At 32.3% G+C, this 17,774-nt stretch carries 15 protein-coding genes; 4 read left to right on the top strand and 11 right to left on the bottom strand.

What is annotated here, in order from left to right; translation table 11 throughout:
• Positions 1-41: 41 nt before the first annotated feature.
• Positions 42-1,634 carry a bacillithiol biosynthesis cysteine-adding enzyme BshC gene (gene bshC / locus L3X37_RS12465; protein ID WP_237240506.1) on the bottom strand — a complete coding sequence of 531 codons (1,593 nt, stop codon included), beginning with the start codon at positions 1,632-1,634 and terminating at the stop codon, positions 42-44.
• A 392-nt stretch (positions 1,635-2,026) separates the two neighbouring features.
• On the opposite strand from bshC, the gene L3X37_RS12470 reads away from it, so the two are divergent.
• The 4 genes from L3X37_RS12470 (at position 2,027) to L3X37_RS12485 (ending at position 9,981) form a co-directional block, all read left to right on the top strand.
• Positions 2,027-4,528, top strand: a complete 2,502-nt coding sequence (locus tag L3X37_RS12470) for a M14 metallopeptidase family protein (protein WP_237240507.1) — start codon at positions 2,027-2,029, stop codon at positions 4,526-4,528.
• A gap of 195 nt (positions 4,529-4,723) precedes the next feature.
• Complete coding sequence (locus L3X37_RS12475; protein ID WP_237240508.1) at positions 4,724-7,066, top strand: PSD1 and planctomycete cytochrome C domain-containing protein; 2,343 nt, start codon at positions 4,724-4,726, stop codon at positions 7,064-7,066.
• A gap of 4 nt (positions 7,067-7,070) precedes the next feature.
• Positions 7,071-8,531: a DUF1501 domain-containing protein gene (locus L3X37_RS12480; RefSeq protein ID WP_237240509.1), complete on the top strand. Its 1,461-nt coding sequence runs from the start codon at positions 7,071-7,073 to the stop codon at positions 8,529-8,531.
• 7 nt (positions 8,532-8,538) lie between these two features.
• Positions 8,539-9,981: a c-type cytochrome domain-containing protein gene (locus tag L3X37_RS12485; protein WP_237240510.1), complete on the top strand. Its 1,443-nt coding sequence runs from the start codon at positions 8,539-8,541 to the stop codon at positions 9,979-9,981.
• A 13-nt stretch (positions 9,982-9,994) separates the two neighbouring features.
• Here L3X37_RS12485 and L3X37_RS12490 read toward each other — a convergent pair whose 3' ends face one another.
• From L3X37_RS12490 to L3X37_RS12535, 10 genes are all read right to left on the bottom strand, one after another.
• The gene (locus tag L3X37_RS12490) at positions 9,995-11,131 is read right to left on the bottom strand and encodes an NHL repeat-containing protein (RefSeq protein ID WP_237240511.1); all 1,137 of its coding nucleotides are present in this window, start codon (positions 11,129-11,131) and stop codon (positions 9,995-9,997) included.
• Between the two features lie 160 nt (positions 11,132-11,291).
• Positions 11,292-12,596, bottom strand: a complete 1,305-nt coding sequence (rimO, locus tag L3X37_RS12495) for a 30S ribosomal protein S12 methylthiotransferase RimO (protein WP_237240512.1) — start codon at positions 12,594-12,596, stop codon at positions 11,292-11,294.
• A gap of 186 nt (positions 12,597-12,782) precedes the next feature.
• A complete protein-coding gene (gene ftsY, locus L3X37_RS12500) occupies positions 12,783-13,736 on the bottom strand; it encodes a signal recognition particle-docking protein FtsY (RefSeq protein ID WP_237240513.1) in 954 nt (317 codons plus the stop codon).
• Between the two features lie 301 nt (positions 13,737-14,037).
• Complete coding sequence (locus tag L3X37_RS12505; RefSeq protein ID WP_237240514.1) at positions 14,038-14,190, bottom strand: DUF4295 domain-containing protein; 153 nt, start codon at positions 14,188-14,190, stop codon at positions 14,038-14,040.
• A gap of 12 nt (positions 14,191-14,202) precedes the next feature.
• Positions 14,203-14,385, bottom strand: a complete 183-nt coding sequence (rpmG, locus tag L3X37_RS12510; protein ID WP_072764828.1) for a 50S ribosomal protein L33 — start codon at positions 14,383-14,385, stop codon at positions 14,203-14,205.
• A gap of 32 nt (positions 14,386-14,417) precedes the next feature.
• Positions 14,418-14,651 (bottom strand): 50S ribosomal protein L28, encoded by a 234-nt coding sequence (rpmB, locus tag L3X37_RS12515; protein WP_237240515.1) that lies wholly within the window; start codon positions 14,649-14,651, stop codon positions 14,418-14,420.
• A 78-nt stretch (positions 14,652-14,729) separates the two neighbouring features.
• A complete protein-coding gene (locus tag L3X37_RS12520) occupies positions 14,730-15,983 on the bottom strand; it encodes a competence/damage-inducible protein A (protein WP_237240516.1) in 1,254 nt (417 codons plus the stop codon).
• On the bottom strand, positions 15,983-16,324 hold the full coding sequence (locus tag L3X37_RS12525; RefSeq protein WP_237240517.1) for an Hpt domain-containing protein: 342 nt from the start codon (positions 16,322-16,324) through the stop codon (positions 15,983-15,985). Before L3X37_RS12525 ends, L3X37_RS12520 begins: the two co-directional genes overlap by 1 nt.
• Positions 16,325-16,936 carry a fumarylacetoacetate hydrolase family protein gene (locus L3X37_RS12530; protein ID WP_237240518.1) on the bottom strand — a complete coding sequence of 204 codons (612 nt, stop codon included), beginning with the start codon at positions 16,934-16,936 and terminating at the stop codon, positions 16,325-16,327.
• Positions 16,937-16,978: 42 nt separating this feature from the next.
• A complete protein-coding gene (locus tag L3X37_RS12535) occupies positions 16,979-17,755 on the bottom strand; it encodes a 3'-5' exonuclease (RefSeq protein WP_237240519.1) in 777 nt (258 codons plus the stop codon).
• Positions 17,756-17,774: the final 19 nt, after the last annotated feature.

Below are 17,774 nucleotides of genomic sequence, written 5' to 3' on the forward strand. Positions count from 1 at the left end.
TTCATTTTATATTGACGAATAGCCTTTGCTTTTTTTTTGTATTAAATTGTTAACACCAAAAATTCGCTTTTTAAAGGTTTTAAACTTTCAATTAAACTAGGAATAAGCTGCTCTCCATACCCCAAATAAAACTCAGATAAATTAGAATGTCGCTCTTGTAAACTACCATTAGGAAATAACTTATTTTGAAGCTCTATCATTCTAGCCACATGGTCTGATAAAGCTTTTTTCTGTGCTTTTAGCAAACGTTTCTCTAATGCATCTATTCCTTTTAGTTGTTTTTGTTCTTGTGCTTTAACAGCTCCTAAAAATGATTTATCGGTTTGCTCTGCTAATTGATATAATTCTTCAAATTGCTTTTTTAATTGTGCTTTTTGTGGAGAAAAATCGATTTCTATATTTGAAATTTGTCTTACTTTTTTATTGATAAAAGCATCTCGTTTTAAAAAAACATCTGTTTTTGAAATATTTAATTTGTCAAGTTTTTTCTGCTGATTTTTAGTTTGAATTAAAACCGAATTTCGTAACAATAACACTGGAAAAGGTATTTTAACTTTATTAAAAAACGGCTTTAACTGAAACCAATACGCCAATTCGCCGCCACCACCAATATAGCATAGGTTTGGTAAAATAACTTCTTGATAAAGTGGACGCATAATTACATTCGGCGAAAACCGCTCTGGGTGCTCTAAGAGCACTTTTTGTATCTCACTCAAACTCCAAGAAATATCGGTATTTAGTACCCTATAAACCTCATCTTCGCAAATAATACGCTCTCGCAAATTTTCTTTTAAATAAAACAAGTTAATCTCTCGTGGATTTACTTGAATTCCATAATCTTTAGAAAGCTTCTCGTTTGTTTTTAAAACTTCTTTAAAAGACGTATTATTTACCAACTCATCTGCGATATAAGGTGCAAGTTGCTTTTTCAACTTGGCATCATTAGCATCAATAATTACTAAGCCATATTCTTTAAATAATGCATTTGCTAAAAAACGCGTAGCATCGGCTAAATTATTATGTTTTATATAGGCATCATCAAATAATTGCTTTAAATAACTAGCGTTTATAGTATTGCCCAACTCTTTTGAAAACAATGCAAAAACCCCATCTAACCCATCCGTTGACAGCTCTCCAACTGCTCCGCTAACCTTTTTATTCCACTGTATTTTTTTTCCTTTAAAATTGAAAAAATTAATCTCTTCAAAGTCATGATCTTCAGTTGCCATCCAATACACAGGAACAAAATTGTACTTTTTATAGGTTTCCTTTAATTGCTTTGATAGGTTTATTGCAGAAATTATTTTATAAAGAAAATACAAAGGGCCTGTAAATAAATTAAGTTGATGCCCAGTGGTAATTGTAAATGTGCTATCAGATTTTAATAATTCAATATTTTGAAGTGTACTTTTTGAGGCATCAATATCTTGATATTGCTTGTTTAAACTTTCAACTAAAACAGTTCTCGATTGTGCAGAAAAAGCATGTTGCTTCTCCTCTATTTGATTTTTAAAACTATTAAGGTTAGGAAAACGATTATAAAACGGTTTTAATTCGGGTTTTTCTTCTAAATAGTCACAAATTAAAGATGAAAAGTAACCAGTATCTCGAAACGGAATATAATTTTGATGCATATTTTAATTAATAAATTATGTAAATATACAGTTATTCCATTTTTATGATTCTAAAAATAAGTTAAGAGTTATAAAGAAAAGTAAAATATTTCAAATTGAAACTCTCATGAATCTGAAGTGTTTTCTTAAGGAATCTTTGGTTATTACTTTCTAGTAGTAAATACCTGAAGATAGCGTCACTACCAATTAGTATTTAAATCGCTCGAAAATAAAGCAGGTTTATAATTAACTCCAAAATACTCATCGTATCATCTAGAGATACCATCATCAACATCGCTACTTGCCTAATCAACAAGAAAAATCTATTTAAAATTAATAGGTACACTTATTTAAGTTAGGTGTAAATTTTTAAATTAAGTAAATTAGCTCTCCATTTTATACAATCGATTTTTATGAAACATTTTTTATGTAGCTTTATTTTTTTAGCATTTTTATCATTTGCATATAATGCAAATTCTCAAAATTTTCAATCTCCTTCTCAATTTTTAGGTTACGATTTAGGAACTCAATTTTCAAGACATCATCAAGTAGTAGATTATTTTAAACATGTTTCTAAACAATTACCTAACCAAGTAAAACTTGAAAATTATGGTAAAACATACGAGCGAAGACCTTTAATGGTTGCATATATTTCATCTGAAGAAAATTTAAAAAACCTTGAAACTATCCGCCAAAATAATTTAAAAAATGCTCTCTTAAATACTGGTACTCCAACAAATACAGATGTGGCAATTGTATGGCTAAGTTATAATGTGCACGGTAACGAAGCATCGAGTACCGAAGCTGCAATGAAAACAATATACTCGCTTTTAACCGAGAAACAAGATTGGTTAAAAAACACTGTTGTTATTATAGACCCATGTATAAATCCAGACGGACGCGATAGATACGCAAATTGGTTTAACGAAACAGCTAGTAACCCTTACAGTATTAATCAGCAAGCTAGCGAACACAATGAGCCTTGGCCAGGAGGAAGACCTAACCATTATCTTTTTGATTTAAACAGAGATTGGTTTTGGGCAACTCAAATTGAATCTACTTCTAGATTAAAATTATATAACAAATGGTTACCACATATCCATGTAGATTTTCATGAGCAAGGAATTAATGAGCCTTACTATTTTGCCCCTGCTGCAGAGCCTTTTCATGAAATAATTACCAATTGGCAACGCAATTTTCAAACACAAATTGGTAAAAATCATGCTAAATATTTTGATGCTGCTGGTTGGCTTTATTTTACCAAAGAACGTTTCGATTTACTATATCCAAGTTATGGCGACACATACCCAACTTATATGGGCGCTATTGGCATGACTTACGAACAAGCTGGCCATGGTCGTGCAGGTTTAGCTATTTTAAATGATGAGGGCGATGTTTTAACGCTTAAAGATAGAATTGCGCATCATACAACTACTGGTTTATCAACTGTAGAAATAGCTTCAAAAAATGCTAAAAAATTAAACACTGAGTTTAAAAAATTCTTCGGTAATTCAAACTTTAAATACAAAAGTTATGTAATGCAAGGCCATGCAGATAAAATTGAATCATTAAAAAACTTGCTTGATAAACACGAGATTAAATATGGTTTTGCCAAAGGCGGAAAGGTTAGCGGCTATAATTATAACATGACTTCTCAAGGTCAAATAAATAGTACATCAAAAGATTTAGTAGTAAACACTAATCAACCCAAAGGAAAAATGGTAAAAGTCCTTTTTGAGCCTCAAACTAAACTTAGCGATTCTATAACTTACGATATTACAGCATGGGGCTTACCTTACGCATACGGTTTAAATACTATTGCTAGTAAAAATCTAGTGCAATTAAGTTCAAAACAAGAAACTACAAATCTTAAAAACACTATTAGCAAAACTGCAACAGGTTATATTGTAAAATGGAATCATATAAAAGATGCAACCTTTTTAGCAGACTTATTAAAACAAAATATTAAAGTTAGATTTACCGAAAAACCATTAAAAACAGAAAACAAATCTTTTAATAGAGGCTCCCTAATTATTGTTAGAGGTGATAATAAAAAGATTGGTGATTTTGACAATATTATTTTAAAATCTGCAAACAAATATAATCGGATATTACATGCTGTGCAATCTGGTTTTTCAAGCAGTGGACCAGATTTTGGTTCGCCCGAAATTAAATTAATCAACAAACAAAAAATAGCCATGTTATCTGGTAATGGTACTTCATCTTTAAACTATGGCGCACTTTGGCATTTTTTTGAGAGGCAATTACATTACCCTATAACAAATTTAAATACCGAACAATTTACACATACAGATTTAAACAAATTTAATATACTTATTATTCCAAATGGAAATTATAGAAGTATTTTAAACGAAAAAGGGCTAGAAAAAGTTAAGTCTTGGGTTACAAAAGGTGGAAAAGTAATTGCCATTAGCGGTGCGCTTAATGCTTTTGCTGGTAAAAAAGGATTTAAGCTAAAAAAGAATGAAACCGACAAAAAGAAAAAGGATACTACCAACTTAATACCTTATGCTAACAGAGAACGCGAATCTATAAAAAATCTAATTTCTGGTGCTATTTTCAAAACAAAAGTAGATAATACGCATCCTATGGCTTTTGGTTATAGCAACACTTACTTTACACTAAAATTGGGTGCCAGCTCATATAATTTATTTGGTGGAAACAATTACAATATTGCTTATTTAAACAATAAACCAGCAACTATTTCTGGTTTTGCAGGAAGTAACACTCTAAAAAAATTAAATAACTCTTTAGTTTTTGGAGAAGAACGAATTGGTAAAGGAAGCATGATTTACATGGTAGATGATGTTATGTTTAGAAGTTTTTGGGAAAACGGAAAACTGTTTTTAGCTAATGCCATTTTTTTTGTCAATAATAATGTTTTTGAATTATAACTTATTTGTTTAAATTCTTTCACTGAATAATTGTAAACTTTTTTTACTCTTTTTTTATTAGTTTTGCAGGGCTTATATGATAAATAATACAATTATTTTATTAAATGAAACATCCATGATTAATATTTAATTACACAACCAAATGATTATTTAGGATGTTACATGTGACCGTTGAATAACAATAAATATAAACACATGAAACAAAAAGTATTAATCATACTTATCTTAATGGGTTTAATAAGCCTGATTTACGCTATAAAAAAAGGCATCTTTAGTAAAGATGATGATAGTTACACTAGTTTAAAATTACCTGATGTTGTAGATTATAATTTTCATATAAAGCCTATACTTTCTGATAATTGCTATACCTGCCACGGACCCGACGCTAACAAAAGAAAGGCAGGCTTGCAATTAAACACTAAAGAAGGTCTTTTTGGAGTGCTTCCTGAAAATCCAGACCACTTCTCCGTTGTTCCAAATAATGCATCAAAAAGTGCTATTTACAAACATATTACTTCAAACAATCCAGATGAAATCATGCCTCCGCCTGATTCTAAATTAAGCTTGAACAGCTACGAAAAGAAGCTTATTAAAAAGTGGATTAACCAAGGTGCTCCTTATGCAAAACATTGGGCATTTATTCCCCCTGAAAAAGCACCCTTGCCAGAAAATGAGTTTAAGGAATGGGAACAGAATGAAATTGATGCTTTTGTACTTAAAAAAATTGAAGACAATAACCTAAAACCATCAGAGAAAGCAAAAAGAAGTACTTTAATAAGGCGCATAAGTTTAGATTTAACTGGACTTCCTCCAAAACCAGAACACATTAAAAAACTTACCGACGATTTATCAAATGAAAGTATCGAAAAAATTATTGATGCGTTTTTTGCGTTACCAAGTTATGGCGAACAAATGGCTCAAAGCTGGTTAGATGTAGCTCGATATGCCGATTCTCATGGGTATCAAGATGATAGCTACAGAACGATGTGGCCATGGCGCGACTGGGTAATTCATGCTTTTAATAAAAACTTGCCTTACAATAAATTTCTTATATGGCAATTAGCAGGCGATTTACTACCCAACGCTACGAAAGAGCAAATCTTGGCAACAGGATTTAATCGAAATCATCCTATTACTCAAGAAGGCGGAGTAATTCAAGAAGAATACCGCTCTGCATATGTTTCTGATAGAACTAATACTTTAGGAAAAGGGCTTTTAGGTTTAACTTTAGAATGTGCTAAATGTCATGACCACAAATACGATGCACTTTCTCAAAAAAACTATTTTGAATTGTATGCCTTCTTTAATCAGGTAGATGAAATGGGGCTAAGAATGGATGCTGTAGAAGCTAAAAACCAAAAATATTTTGCTGATGCACCATATTTAAAGCTTTCTGATGAAATGATTGAAAAGGAGTTGCCCTTTGTTAAGAAAAAAATAGGAGATACTATTAACGTTATGATTATGAATGATTCCGCTCCAAAAGCTACTTATGTACTTAACAGAGGGAATTACGATGCCCCTTCAGTAGAAGTTAAACCCAATGCACCTGAAAATATTTATCCTTTTTCTGAAGACTTACCAAAAAACCGTTTAGGATTAGCAAAATGGACTACAGATGTTAACAATCCACTTACTGCAAGAGTATTTGTAAATCGGATTTGGAGTCTTTTATTTGGAGAAGGGTTAGTTATTACATCTGAAGATTTTGGTGTACAAGGCAGTTTACCTTCTCATCCTGAATTATTAGATTGGTTGGCACGAGATTTTATGGAGCATGATTGGGATATACAATATCTCTTAAAAAAAATAATGTTATCAGCAACATATCAACAAAGTTCAGAAATAACACCAGAATTAAAAAAAGTAGATCCTGAAAACAAGTTACTAGCACGTGCATCTCGGTTTAGAATGAGTGGTGAAATGATTAGAGATTATGTGCTTACAACAAGTGGTTTATTAAACAATAAAGTTGGAGGCCCAAGTGTAAAGCCTTATCAACCAGAAGGCTTATGGGAAGAAACTAATGCTGGAGGCGATCGAGGAGTGTTAACAAAATACGTACAAGATAAAGGAGATAAACTATACCGCAGATCTTTATACACGCTATGGAAAAGAACCTTGCCACCGCCAAACATGACTATTTTTGATGCACCTAACAGAGATTTATGCGAGGTTAGACGACAAAAAACGAATACACCTCTGCAAGCTTTGGCTTTACAAAATGATGAGCAAATGTTAGAAGCTGCTCGAGTATTAGCGCAACAAGTTGCTCAAAAAAATGAGGATAGCACTGAAATGCTTACAAATATTTTCCAAAGAATATTAGTAAGAAAACCAGACCAAAATGAACTAGATACATTAAAACAATATTATACAGATGCAACAAATGTATTTAAGAATAATAAAGAAAATGCAGAAAAATTATTAGCTCAAGGTGAATATAAAAAGGTAGATACCGATCCAATAAAAACAGCCGCATTAATGCTAACCACGCAAGTAATTTATAATCTAGACGAAACCATTACAAAAGAATAACACTATGGTAAACAAAAAAGATAATACAGAAAATCCTCTAAAAATAAATAGACGTCATTTCTTTTCACAACTTAGTGTTGGTATAGGTTCTATCGCATTGGGTTCCTTATTAATCCCTGATTTATTCAAAAGCAACAATCAAACTTTAGGTAGCAAACCCTTGGGTATTCCCCATTTTGCTCCAAAAGCAAAACGGGTTATTTATCTATTTCAAGCGGGCGCGCCATCGCAATTAGAAACTTTTGATTATAAACCAACCCTTATTAAAAGAATGGGTGAAGATTTGCCAGACTCTGTGCGCAATGGACAACGCTTAACAGGAATGACTTCTGGTCAAGACAAGTTTCCTTTAATGCCATCGGCGGCTGGATTTAAGCAGTACGGACAAAGTGGTGCATGGATTAGTGATTTTTTTCCACATATGGGAAAAATCGCTGACGAGCTATGTATCATAAACAGTATGCATACAGATGCGATTAATCATGATCCTGCCATTACCTTTTTTCAAACAGGGTCACAACAATCAGGAAGGCCCAGTATAGGGTCGTGGTTAAGCTATGGTTTAGGTAATGAGAATCAAAACTTACCTTCATTTGTTGTGCTTACATCAAGAGGTAAAGGCAATAGTCAAGGTTTATATTCAAAATTATGGTCAAGTGGGTTTTTAGACTCTAAACATCAAGGTGTTTTAATGCGTTCTGGTAAAGAACCTGTTTTATACTTAAATGATCCAGATGGTTTATCAAGATCTGATAAAAGACATTTATTAGACCACGTTTCATCACTTAACAAAATGCATCACGTTGAAACAGGTGATGATGAAATTGAATCTCGTATTGCTCAATATGAAATGGCATATCGTATGCAAATGTCTGTTCCAGATGTTATGGATATTAAAAAAGAACCAGAATCAATAACTAAATTATATGGAGAAGATGTGCAAGTAGCTGGTACTTTTGCCGCAAATGCTTTACGTGCAAGAAGACTTGCAGAAAGTGGCGTACGTTTTATTCAATTGTACCATCAAGGATGGGATCAACATGGTAACCTTCCTTCAGAAATGGCTGGACAAGCTAAAGATGTAGATCAAGCCTCGGCAGCACTTATTTTAGATTTAAAACAACGTGGTATGCTAGATGATACTTTGGTTATTTGGGGCGGAGAATTTGGGCGCACTAATTATTGTCAGGGTAAATTTGATCCAAAAACATTTGGTAGAGATCATCATCCAAGAGCCTTTAGCATTTGGATGGCTGGTGGCGGAATAAAACCTGGCATAACATATGGACAAACAGACGAGTTTGGTTATAATGTAGTTAAAAACCCTGTACATATGCATGATTTTCATGCTACTTTAATGCATGCTATGGGTATAGATCATGAGCAATTGACTTATAAATATCAAGGGCGGCGATTTAAACTAACAGACATTGCTGGTAATGTTATTAATGATATTTTAACTTAAAACTACTATGGCCTTTACTATAAAAAAAAGTTGGTCTGACGCTTTAGTTTTTGGGCTCTCTGTATTTCTAATTTTTTGTTTAATTTTCGAATCTTATATCGAGTTACCTCTTCTAGTTGCTTGGTTAGGAAATTGGCATCCTTTAGTACTACATTTTCCAATTGTATTACTAATTTTAACTGTATGCATAAGTCTATTTAATAAAAATATTCCTGGTAATTTACTTACCATTACAACTTTAACGTCTTTATTTACTGCTATTACAGGTTTTTTTTTAAGTCTTGGAGCTAATACTAAAGGTGATATTTTATTTTGGCATCAATGGTTAGGTGCTGGACTTGCCTTACTTACAGCCTTATGGTATTGGTTGGATGGCAACCAACTTGGGCAACATATGCTCACTAAAATACTGCAACTTTCAATAGTTATAATTACTGTTTTTACAGGACATTATGGAGGCATGATTACACACGGAGAAGATTTTTTAGCATTACCTAAGCGAGATGATTTTAAGGATATTCCAAAAAAACCTATAATTTATGAGCATATTGTTGCTAGAATTATAGATGAGAAATGTGCTTCTTGTCATAATCCGAACAAACAAAAAGGCGAATATATTATGACCTCTTTAAGTGATTTAATTAAAGGAGGAAAAATAGGTAAAGCTATTGATTTAGAACATCCAGAAAAAAGTGAATTATTAAAACGCTTACATCTACCTAGAGAAGATGAAGGCCATATGCCACCTTCTGAGAAAAAGCAATTAACAAGTATTGAAATAAAATTGATTGAAGAATGGATTCGTTTAGGCGCTTCAGACACATTACAGCTTAATCATTTAAAAAGTGATTCCCCTTTAGAGGCTTTAGTAAAAACCTATATACAACCAGATGAAAAGTTATCATGGAGTAAACTCCCAGAGATTGACAAAAATATTATTAAAAATTTAAGCACCGAATATTTGACTATCAAGAGATTAGCAAGCAACAATGATGCTTTAAGTTTAAATATGTACAGTCCGCCAAAATATTCAAGTGAAATGGTTACTGACTTGTCTCCAATTGCTCAAAACATTATCACAATGGATTTAAGCAGTCTTCCTATTTCAGGAAAAGAGTTAGCTTTTATTAGTACTTGTATTAACCTCGAAAAGTTAGAAATAGATAGAACTTTAGTAAACGACTCAACAATTACACATTTAAAAACATTAAATAAACTTAAAGTTTTAAAAATTTTTGATACTAACATTACAGATGCTAGTATTGAAACTTTAAATGAACTACAAAATTTAGAAAAGTTGTTTATAAAGAATACAAAAATTACTGATAAAGGTATTTCTAGGCTACAAAAATTGAGTTCTTCAATTCAAATTTCACATGGAATACATGAAGATATTTTATCTTATTTTGTAAAAGATTCCGTTGTAAAAAGCATTAAGGAAAAAGAATAACGCTCTTCGCGTATTATTTCATTTTTAATACTGCAAATTTTCCTTTATTCCAACCATGTACTAAAAGGTATAACTGTTTTGAACCATCAGGATTAACAACTATATGTGGCCATACTTGATGTATATTAGTTAATGTAGGAATATCTAAATCTCCTGGAATTACAGTCGAGACAAGCTCATCTCCAGAATGCACATATATTGGTGCCGATTTTTGTTTCCCTATTGCACTTAAAGCATTAAAAAAATAATGCTCGCTTTTGTATGCTACATTACAAACTAAACTTCCCTTTGGGATTCCGTTAAAAATTTCAATAAACTTTCCCTTTTTTGTAAACTTTACTACTTGACCAGCAGCACGATTAGCAACTAAAATACGGTTTTTATGTGCATATATACCATGTGCTGTTTTAAATTGACCAGGGCTATCTCCTTTTCCTCCCCATGCCAGTTTACCCCAACTCCAAACACCATTTTTTTCTTTTATGGTCATTACAAAATCTCCAGCCGAATACCCATGTGCAACATATAAAGTACCCTTTAAATATGTTACATCAGTAACACCAAAATTACTATCCTCTGAAGCAAAAAATTTATTAGCTTCTTCAAACTTAAATTCAGTTCCAGTAGGTTTTAAAATTTCACTTACAATCTTTCCATCTAAAGTTATTACTAATACTCTTTTGCCTTCTTGTGCAACTGCAAGGTACTTAACGCCTTTATGAACAAAAAATACAATGCCATGAATATTATCTTTTAATCGTGCATCAGTTCCAATAGTTTTCCATTGTTTAAGATCTGGAGTAATCTTACAAAGCCCATAACCAGGAATTCCTGTATATACAATACCTGTTTCAGGATCTTCATTAAAACCTCCATGCATCCCAGGTTCAAATTCATGTGCTTCTTTGGGGAAGGCATAAGTTAAAGCTTTATCCCATGAAAAAATATAATCACCTTGTCCTGTTACTAATTTTGCTTTTTTTGCTACTATATTAGAGTTAGTTGTATTATGCTCATGACTATGGGCAATACCATGTTCGTGATCGTGTGAATGACCATGACTTGAATTTATGCTCTGAGCAACTAAAGAAAATGAAAACCCTAAAAAGAAAATAATTAATAACCCCGCAAGTGATATTTTTTTTGACATGATAAACTTTTATAAATTTTTTGAAAAGTTAATCATTTCTATCTTAATATTCAACAGGTTTTAATATTTAGTATACCCGCTTTAAATATTTAAAAGTAATTTAATTGAGAACTTAAGTTTTTTTAGATATATATTTGACTCATTAAGAGCAATTGACAAACTAGTTTAAAACCTCTGCATAAAGGTCAAAATCTTCAGCTTCAATAATCTTTACATTTGTATACTCGCCAGTTTTTAAATAGGTTTTTGTAGCATCAATAAGCACTTCATTATCCACATCTGGTGAATCAAATTCGGTGCGCCCAATAAAATAGTTGCCTTCTTTTCTGTCTATTACCACTTTAAACTCCTGCCCTATTTTTTGTTGATTTAATTCCCAAGAAATCTGAGATTGAATTTCCATAATCTGATTTGCCCTATCAATTTTTATATCTTCAGCTACATCATCTTCTAAATTATAAGCATGTGTATTTTCTTCATGTGAATAAGTAAAACAACCTAGGCGTTCAAAACGCATATCAGAAACCCATTGTTTTAACTCTTGGAAATTTTGTTCTGTTTCTCCAGGATAACCAACAATAAGGGTTGTTCTTATAGTCATATTAGGAACTCTAGCTCTAAATTCTTTAAGTAGTTTTGTGGTTTTTTCTTTCGTTGTACCACGACGCATACTTTTTAATATATTATCTGAGATATGCTGCAAAGGAATATCTAAATAATTACAAATTTTTGGTTCACGGTTCATTACATCCAACACATCCATAGGAAATCCTGCTGGAAAGGCATAATGTAAACGAATCCACTCTACACCGTCAACTTCAACTAACGCTTCAAGTAATTCGGCTAAATTTCGCTTTTTGTATAAATCTAGTCCGTAATAGGTTAAATCCTGTGCAATAAGAATTAATTCTTTAACACCATTGGTAGCAAGTTTTTTAGCTTCAGTAACAACATCTTCAATAGGTGTGCTTTTATGTTTTCCGCGCATTATTGGAATGGCGCAAAACGAACACGGTCTATCGCAACCTTCTGCAATTTTTAAATATGCATAGTTTTTTGGGGTTGTGGTTAAACGTTCTCCTACTAATTCATGCCTATAATCTGCACCTAAAGCTTTTAATAAACCTGGTAACTCTGTAGTGCCAAAATACTCGTCTACATTAGGGATTTCTTTTACCAAATCTGGTTTATAGCGCTCACTTAAACACCCTGTTACAAAAACTTTATCAACATCACCTTCTTCTTTTTTCTGCACATACTCTAAAATAGTATTCACACTTTCTTCTTTGGCATTATTTATAAAACCACAGGTGTTAATTACTACAATATTACCTTCTTCCTCATGTGTCACATCTTTCCCGTTGGCTTTTAACTGCCCCATTAAGACTTCGCTATCGTAAACATTTTTACTACAGCCCAGAGTTACTACATTAATTTTATTTTTTTTAAGCGTTTTTGTGCGCATATATTGTAAATCAGGGCGCAAAGATACAACTTAATTAAACCTTTTATATATTTTGATAGTCCAAATTTGAAAACGTAGATTCAAGTTACAAGTGCATCATTTATGAAGCTAATTTATAAAAATACTAAATCTCAATAGAAAATATGTTACAAAAAACTTAAAGGCTATGTCCTCTTAAAAAGTTTTTTATTTAAAAAAAGAATCAACAAACTCAAACTTATTAAAAACCTGCAAATCTTCAATACCTTCTCCCACACCAATATACTTTACTGGTATTTGAAACTGGTCTGAAATACCAATTACAACGCCGCCTTTTGCTGTACCATCTAATTTAGTAACGGCCAAACTTGTTACCTCTGTAGCTGCTGTAAATTGTTTAGCTTGCTCAAAAGCGTTTTGCCCTGTAGAACCATCTAAAACCAAAAGCACATCGTTTGGCGTATCATCAACCACCTTTTGCATAACGCGTTTTACTTTGGTAAGCTCGTTCATTAAATTTACCTTATTGTGTAATCGACCAGCGGTATCTATAATAACCACATCGGCATCTTGGGTTACAGCACTTTGTAGCGTATCGAAAGCTACAGATGCAGGATCACTACCCATAGATTGTTTAACTATAGGTACATCTACGCGATCTGCCCATACTTGCAACTGGTCTATGGCTGCAGCTCTAAAAGTATCAGCAGCCCCTAAAACCACTTTTAAGCCTTGTTTTTTAAATTGATGTGCGAGTTTACCAATAGTCGTAGTTTTACCAACACCGTTAACACCTACTACCATAATTACATATGGTTTTTTGTCTTGCGGAATAGTAAATTCTGTATCTTCACCAGAATTGGTTTCACTCAATAATCCTGCAATTTCTTCACGGAGAATTTTATTAAGCTCGTCAGTCCCTAAATATTTGTCTTTTGCTACGCGTTCTTCAATACGGTCAATAACTTTTAAAGTGGTATTTACGCCAACATCTGAAGAAACTAAAACTTCTTCTAGATTATCTAAAACTTCATCATCTACTTTAGATTTTCCTGCTACGGCTTTACTTAATTTACCAAGGAAACTGGACTTAGATTTTTCTAATCCTTTGTCTAGTGTTTCTTTCTTTTCTGATGAAAATATTTTTTTTAAAAAACTCATTGTTTTGTTGGTTGATTGTTGTTGAGCTGTTAGGCTCAATATCATTTTGCTTTTGCGCTAGGGATTGAGGTTTTGTTGAAGCTCTTTTTGTGTTGTTGCTTCCCTATCTGCCGACTGGTAAGTATGTAACTCAAAAAAGCGCCTGCCGAAAGCCCGACCCTTGTGGTAACACTCATATTGTTATTGTCAATTTTCGCACCACATTTTTTTACTGCAATTATGACAGAAAACGACTCAAATATAAACATAAAAAAACTGCTTTCTTAATGAAAGCAGTTTATAATATTTTATGTAATTAGTTTTACTTTTTATTTAAAAAGTCGTTTACTAAATCTGGACTCATAATAGACTCAACAAACGTGTAAGCTCCTGTTTTAGGAGACTTTACCATCTTTATAGCTTTTGTTAATCTTTTTGATCCTGTTTGTAATGATGCTACTGCTTTTTTTGCCATGACTATTACTTATTATTTTATCTCTTTATGAACTGTCATACGCTTAAGAATTGGATTAAATTTTTTAATCTCCATTCTATCTGGCGTGTTTTTTTTGTTTTTTGTAGTAATGTAACGAGAAGTTCCTGGTTTTCCAGACTCTTTGTGTTCTGTACATTCTAATATTACTTGTATTCTATTACCTTTCTTTGCCATGTCTTTTACTTATTAAATAAATGCAGCTGTTTTTATAAAAACCCTTTAGATTTTGCTTCTTTAATTGCTGCAGAAACACCAATTTTATTAATTGTTTTTAAAGCAGATGTAGAAACTTTTAAAGTTATCCATTTATCTTCTTCTGGAATGTAAAAACGTTTCTTAACTAAATTAGCATTAAACCTGCGTTTAGTTTTGTTCATTGCATGAGACACATTGTTTCCAACCATTGCCTTCTTTCCTGTAAGTTCACAAACTCTTGACATTATTTATAACTTTAGTTTTTTGTTTCTTAAAATCGAGGTGCAAATATACAAATTCTTTATATTATCCCAACCTAATTTTTATCTATTTTTTAAAATTTCTTTTTGAAGCATTTCAAAAGCTTTATTTACTGCTTTATTTATAACTTTTGTACGGTGATTTCCCATATTAAACCCTTCTGAAAACACACCTTTTTTTGTTGCTATAGCAATAAAAACGGTACCAACATTAGCATTTGAATCACCTTTTTCTGGACCAGCATTTCCTGTAGTGGCGATAGCATAGTCTGATTTAAATAATGTTAATGCATTTTTTGCCATGGCCTCGGCTACTTTTAAACTAACAACAGTATAGGCATCAATAATATCTTTTGACACCCCCAAAACATCAATTTTAGATTGGGTTGCATAGGTTACTAATCCACCTTTAAAATATGCTGAAGCACCTGCATTTGCAGTTATATGCTCAGCAATTTTACCGCCTGTACAGCTTTCGGCTACAGCGAGCGTTTTACCAAATTTTACTAATTGCTTTCCTAAAACGACTTCAATAGATGACTCTTCATCTTCAAAACCTACAAATTCATCTTTTATTAAAGGCAATAGTTGATCTATTTGCTGCTGTACTTCGCTATTAATTTGCTCTTTATTTAATCCTTTTGCAGTTAAACGCAATCTTAATTTTCCTAGGTTTGGTAAATAAGCAAGCTTAATGTGCCTTGGCAAAGCATCTTCCCAATCTTCAATTCTTGCAGCCAATGTACTTTCGCCAACTCCATAAACCAACAGAGTTTTATGTAATATGTATGGGCAATTAAAAGTGGTTTTTAATTTTGGAATAACCTCGTCTTCCATTAAAGCTTTCATCTCAAAAGGCACTCCTGGTAGGGAGATAAAAATCTTATCGTTTTTAGGAATCCACATCCCTGGTGCGCTACCAAATTTATTCATTAAAGCAGTTGCCTTTGATGGAATTAAAGCTTGATCTTTATTGACTTGAGCAAGTGGTTGTTTTATATGTTTTTCCCAGAGAAGTTCGATGTTTTTTAATACGGAAGCTTCGCGAACTAAAGTATCATTAAAATATTTAGCAATGGTTTTTTTAGTAACATCATCTTTTGTTGGCCCTAATCCACCTGTTAAAATAATGATATCTGCTTTTTCTTCGGCCTCTTTTAACGCTTTAATAATGTGATCCTTATCATCTGGTATGGAAGTAATTTGACAAACAGAAACCCCTATTTTATTAAGCTTTTTTGATATAAATGCAGAATTAGTATCTATAACTTGACCAATAAGCAACTCGTCGCCTATGGTAATTATTTCAGCTTGCATTACAGATTAAAATCAGATTTTATCTCAACTAAAGCCTTGTTAACAGCAGTTATAACAATATCAAGTTGAGCCGTAATATCCATATCTGTTTTAGTGAATTTCCCCCAATCTTGCACTTCTATTAATGTGTCAAGCACACCCAATTCAAACAAATCTACAGTTGGTTTCATTTTGTGTGCTGCTTGATAAGCTTCATGAAAATCTTTTTCAGCTACCGCCTTTTTTAGGCGATCAGCATCAACCGAAACTTCTTCTATAAATGTTTCTGCTAATGTTTTAATAAAATCTTCATCGTTATCAGCTAACTCGCGTACTCTAAATAATTTATAATGTTGCTCCATTTATTTTACTGTTATTGAAAACATTTCTTTATCCTCTATAAATCCTTTTAATTTATCGTTAGCAACAACTTTGCCAACTCCAGATGGTGTGCCTGTAAATATAATATCTCCAATCTTTAAAGTAAAATATTTTGACACATATTCTATTAATTCATCTATTTTCCACAACATATGACTTGTATTTCCTTGCTGTACTATACTATTGTTATTTTGTAACGAAAAATTGATATCGTTTACATTTTTAACAGTATCAACAGATAGCCAATTACCTACTACTGCTGCACCATCAAAAGCTTTTGCTTTTTCCCAAGGTAGCCCTTTGGCTTTTAATTGCGCTTGCAAATCGCGAGCTGTAAAGTCTATTCCAAGTCCGATTTCATTATAATATTTATGGGCAAATTTTTTATCGATATGCTTCCCTACTCTATTTATTTTTACCAAAACTTCAACTTCGTGGTGCACATCTTCTGAAAAATCTGGAATAAAAAAGGGTTGTTTTTTAAGAAGAATTGCCGTATCAGGTTTTAAAAATAGAACTGGACTAGAAGGTTTTTCGTTTTCTAGTTCTTTAATGTGTTCGGTATAATTTCTACCAATGCAAATAAGTTTCATCTCTAGATTAATTAGATTTTTAAAAAAAAGACAATTTAGAAATCACCCTAGTTTGTTATTTAAACTTTTAAGTTTTATTGCAGTTAATACCTTTTTAGTGTATAATGGAAAATCAGCATTTAGCAACCATCCAAAATACCCAGGCTCTTTCTCTAAAACTTCAGTTACTAATTTACCTTTATGCTTTCCGAAAGAAAAACATTCTTCGCCTTCTTTATTATATGCAATAAATCCTGCAAAGTCTGCAAACTTTTTTCGTGAGCTAAATTCTGCTAAAAATTTGGTATCGTTTTCTACTTCTTCATATTTAGCAATTTGTGCTTTTAAAACTTCATATGTAGCATTTGTATCAGCCTCAGCACTATGCGCTCCATCTAAATTTTTATCACAATAAAATTTGTATGCAGCACTTAATGTACGTTGTTCCATTTTATGAAAAATAGTTTGAACATCAACTGATAAACGGTTTTTCATATCAAAATCTACCTCAGCACGCAGCATTTCTTCTGCTAAAAGCGGAATATCAAATCTGTTGGAATTAAATCCACCCAAATCTGAATCTTTAATAAGGTTATAAATTTCTTTGGCTAATGCTTTAAACGTTGGCTTATTTGCCACATCTGCATCTGAAATACCATGAATTTCGGTAACCTCTTTAGGGATTGGGATTTCTGGATTTACCCGCCATGTTTTGCTTTCTTCTTTTCCGTTAGGGTAAACTTTTAGTATAGCAATCTCAACAATGCGGTCTTTGGTAATATTTATTCCTGTGGTTTCAAGGTCGAAAAAGCAGATGGGTTTTGTTAGATTTAATTGCATTAGCTAATTTTTAAGTGTA

It is taken from the genome of Wocania arenilitoris (assembly GCF_021728535.1).
GTDB lineage: Bacteria > Bacteroidota > Bacteroidia > Flavobacteriales > Flavobacteriaceae > Wocania_A > Wocania_A arenilitoris.

What these genes read in the sequence shown, in the direction of transcription:
- bshC (WP_237240506.1), bottom strand. Translation starts at nt 1,634, where the DNA reads ATGCATCAAAATTATATTCCGTTTCGAGATACTGGTTACTTTTCATCT.
- L3X37_RS12470 (WP_237240507.1), top strand. Translation starts at nt 2,027, where the DNA reads ATGAAACATTTTTTATGTAGCTTTATTTTTTTAGCATTTTTATCATTT.
- L3X37_RS12475 (WP_237240508.1), top strand. Translation starts at nt 4,724, where the DNA reads ATGAAACAAAAAGTATTAATCATACTTATCTTAATGGGTTTAATAAGC.
- L3X37_RS12480 (WP_237240509.1), top strand. Translation starts at nt 7,071, where the DNA reads ATGGTAAACAAAAAAGATAATACAGAAAATCCTCTAAAAATAAATAGA.
- L3X37_RS12485 (WP_237240510.1), top strand. Translation starts at nt 8,539, where the DNA reads ATGGCCTTTACTATAAAAAAAAGTTGGTCTGACGCTTTAGTTTTTGGG.
- L3X37_RS12490 (WP_237240511.1), bottom strand. Translation starts at nt 11,131, where the DNA reads ATGTCAAAAAAAATATCACTTGCGGGGTTATTAATTATTTTCTTTTTA.
- rimO (WP_237240512.1), bottom strand. Translation starts at nt 12,596, where the DNA reads ATGCGCACAAAAACGCTTAAAAAAAATAAAATTAATGTAGTAACTCTG.
- ftsY (WP_237240513.1), bottom strand. Translation starts at nt 13,736, where the DNA reads ATGAGTTTTTTAAAAAAAATATTTTCATCAGAAAAGAAAGAAACACTA.
- L3X37_RS12505 (WP_237240514.1), bottom strand. Translation starts at nt 14,190, where the DNA reads ATGGCAAAAAAAGCAGTAGCATCATTACAAACAGGATCAAAAAGATTA.
- rpmG (WP_072764828.1), bottom strand. Translation starts at nt 14,385, where the DNA reads ATGGCAAAGAAAGGTAATAGAATACAAGTAATATTAGAATGTACAGAA.
- rpmB (WP_237240515.1), bottom strand. Translation starts at nt 14,651, where the DNA reads ATGTCAAGAGTTTGTGAACTTACAGGAAAGAAGGCAATGGTTGGAAAC.
- L3X37_RS12520 (WP_237240516.1), bottom strand. Translation starts at nt 15,983, where the DNA reads ATGCAAGCTGAAATAATTACCATAGGCGACGAGTTGCTTATTGGTCAA.
- L3X37_RS12525 (WP_237240517.1), bottom strand. Translation starts at nt 16,324, where the DNA reads ATGGAGCAACATTATAAATTATTTAGAGTACGCGAGTTAGCTGATAAC.
- L3X37_RS12530 (WP_237240518.1), bottom strand. Translation starts at nt 16,936, where the DNA reads ATGAAACTTATTTGCATTGGTAGAAATTATACCGAACACATTAAAGAA.
- L3X37_RS12535 (WP_237240519.1), bottom strand. Translation starts at nt 17,755, where the DNA reads ATGCAATTAAATCTAACAAAACCCATCTGCTTTTTCGACCTTGAAACC.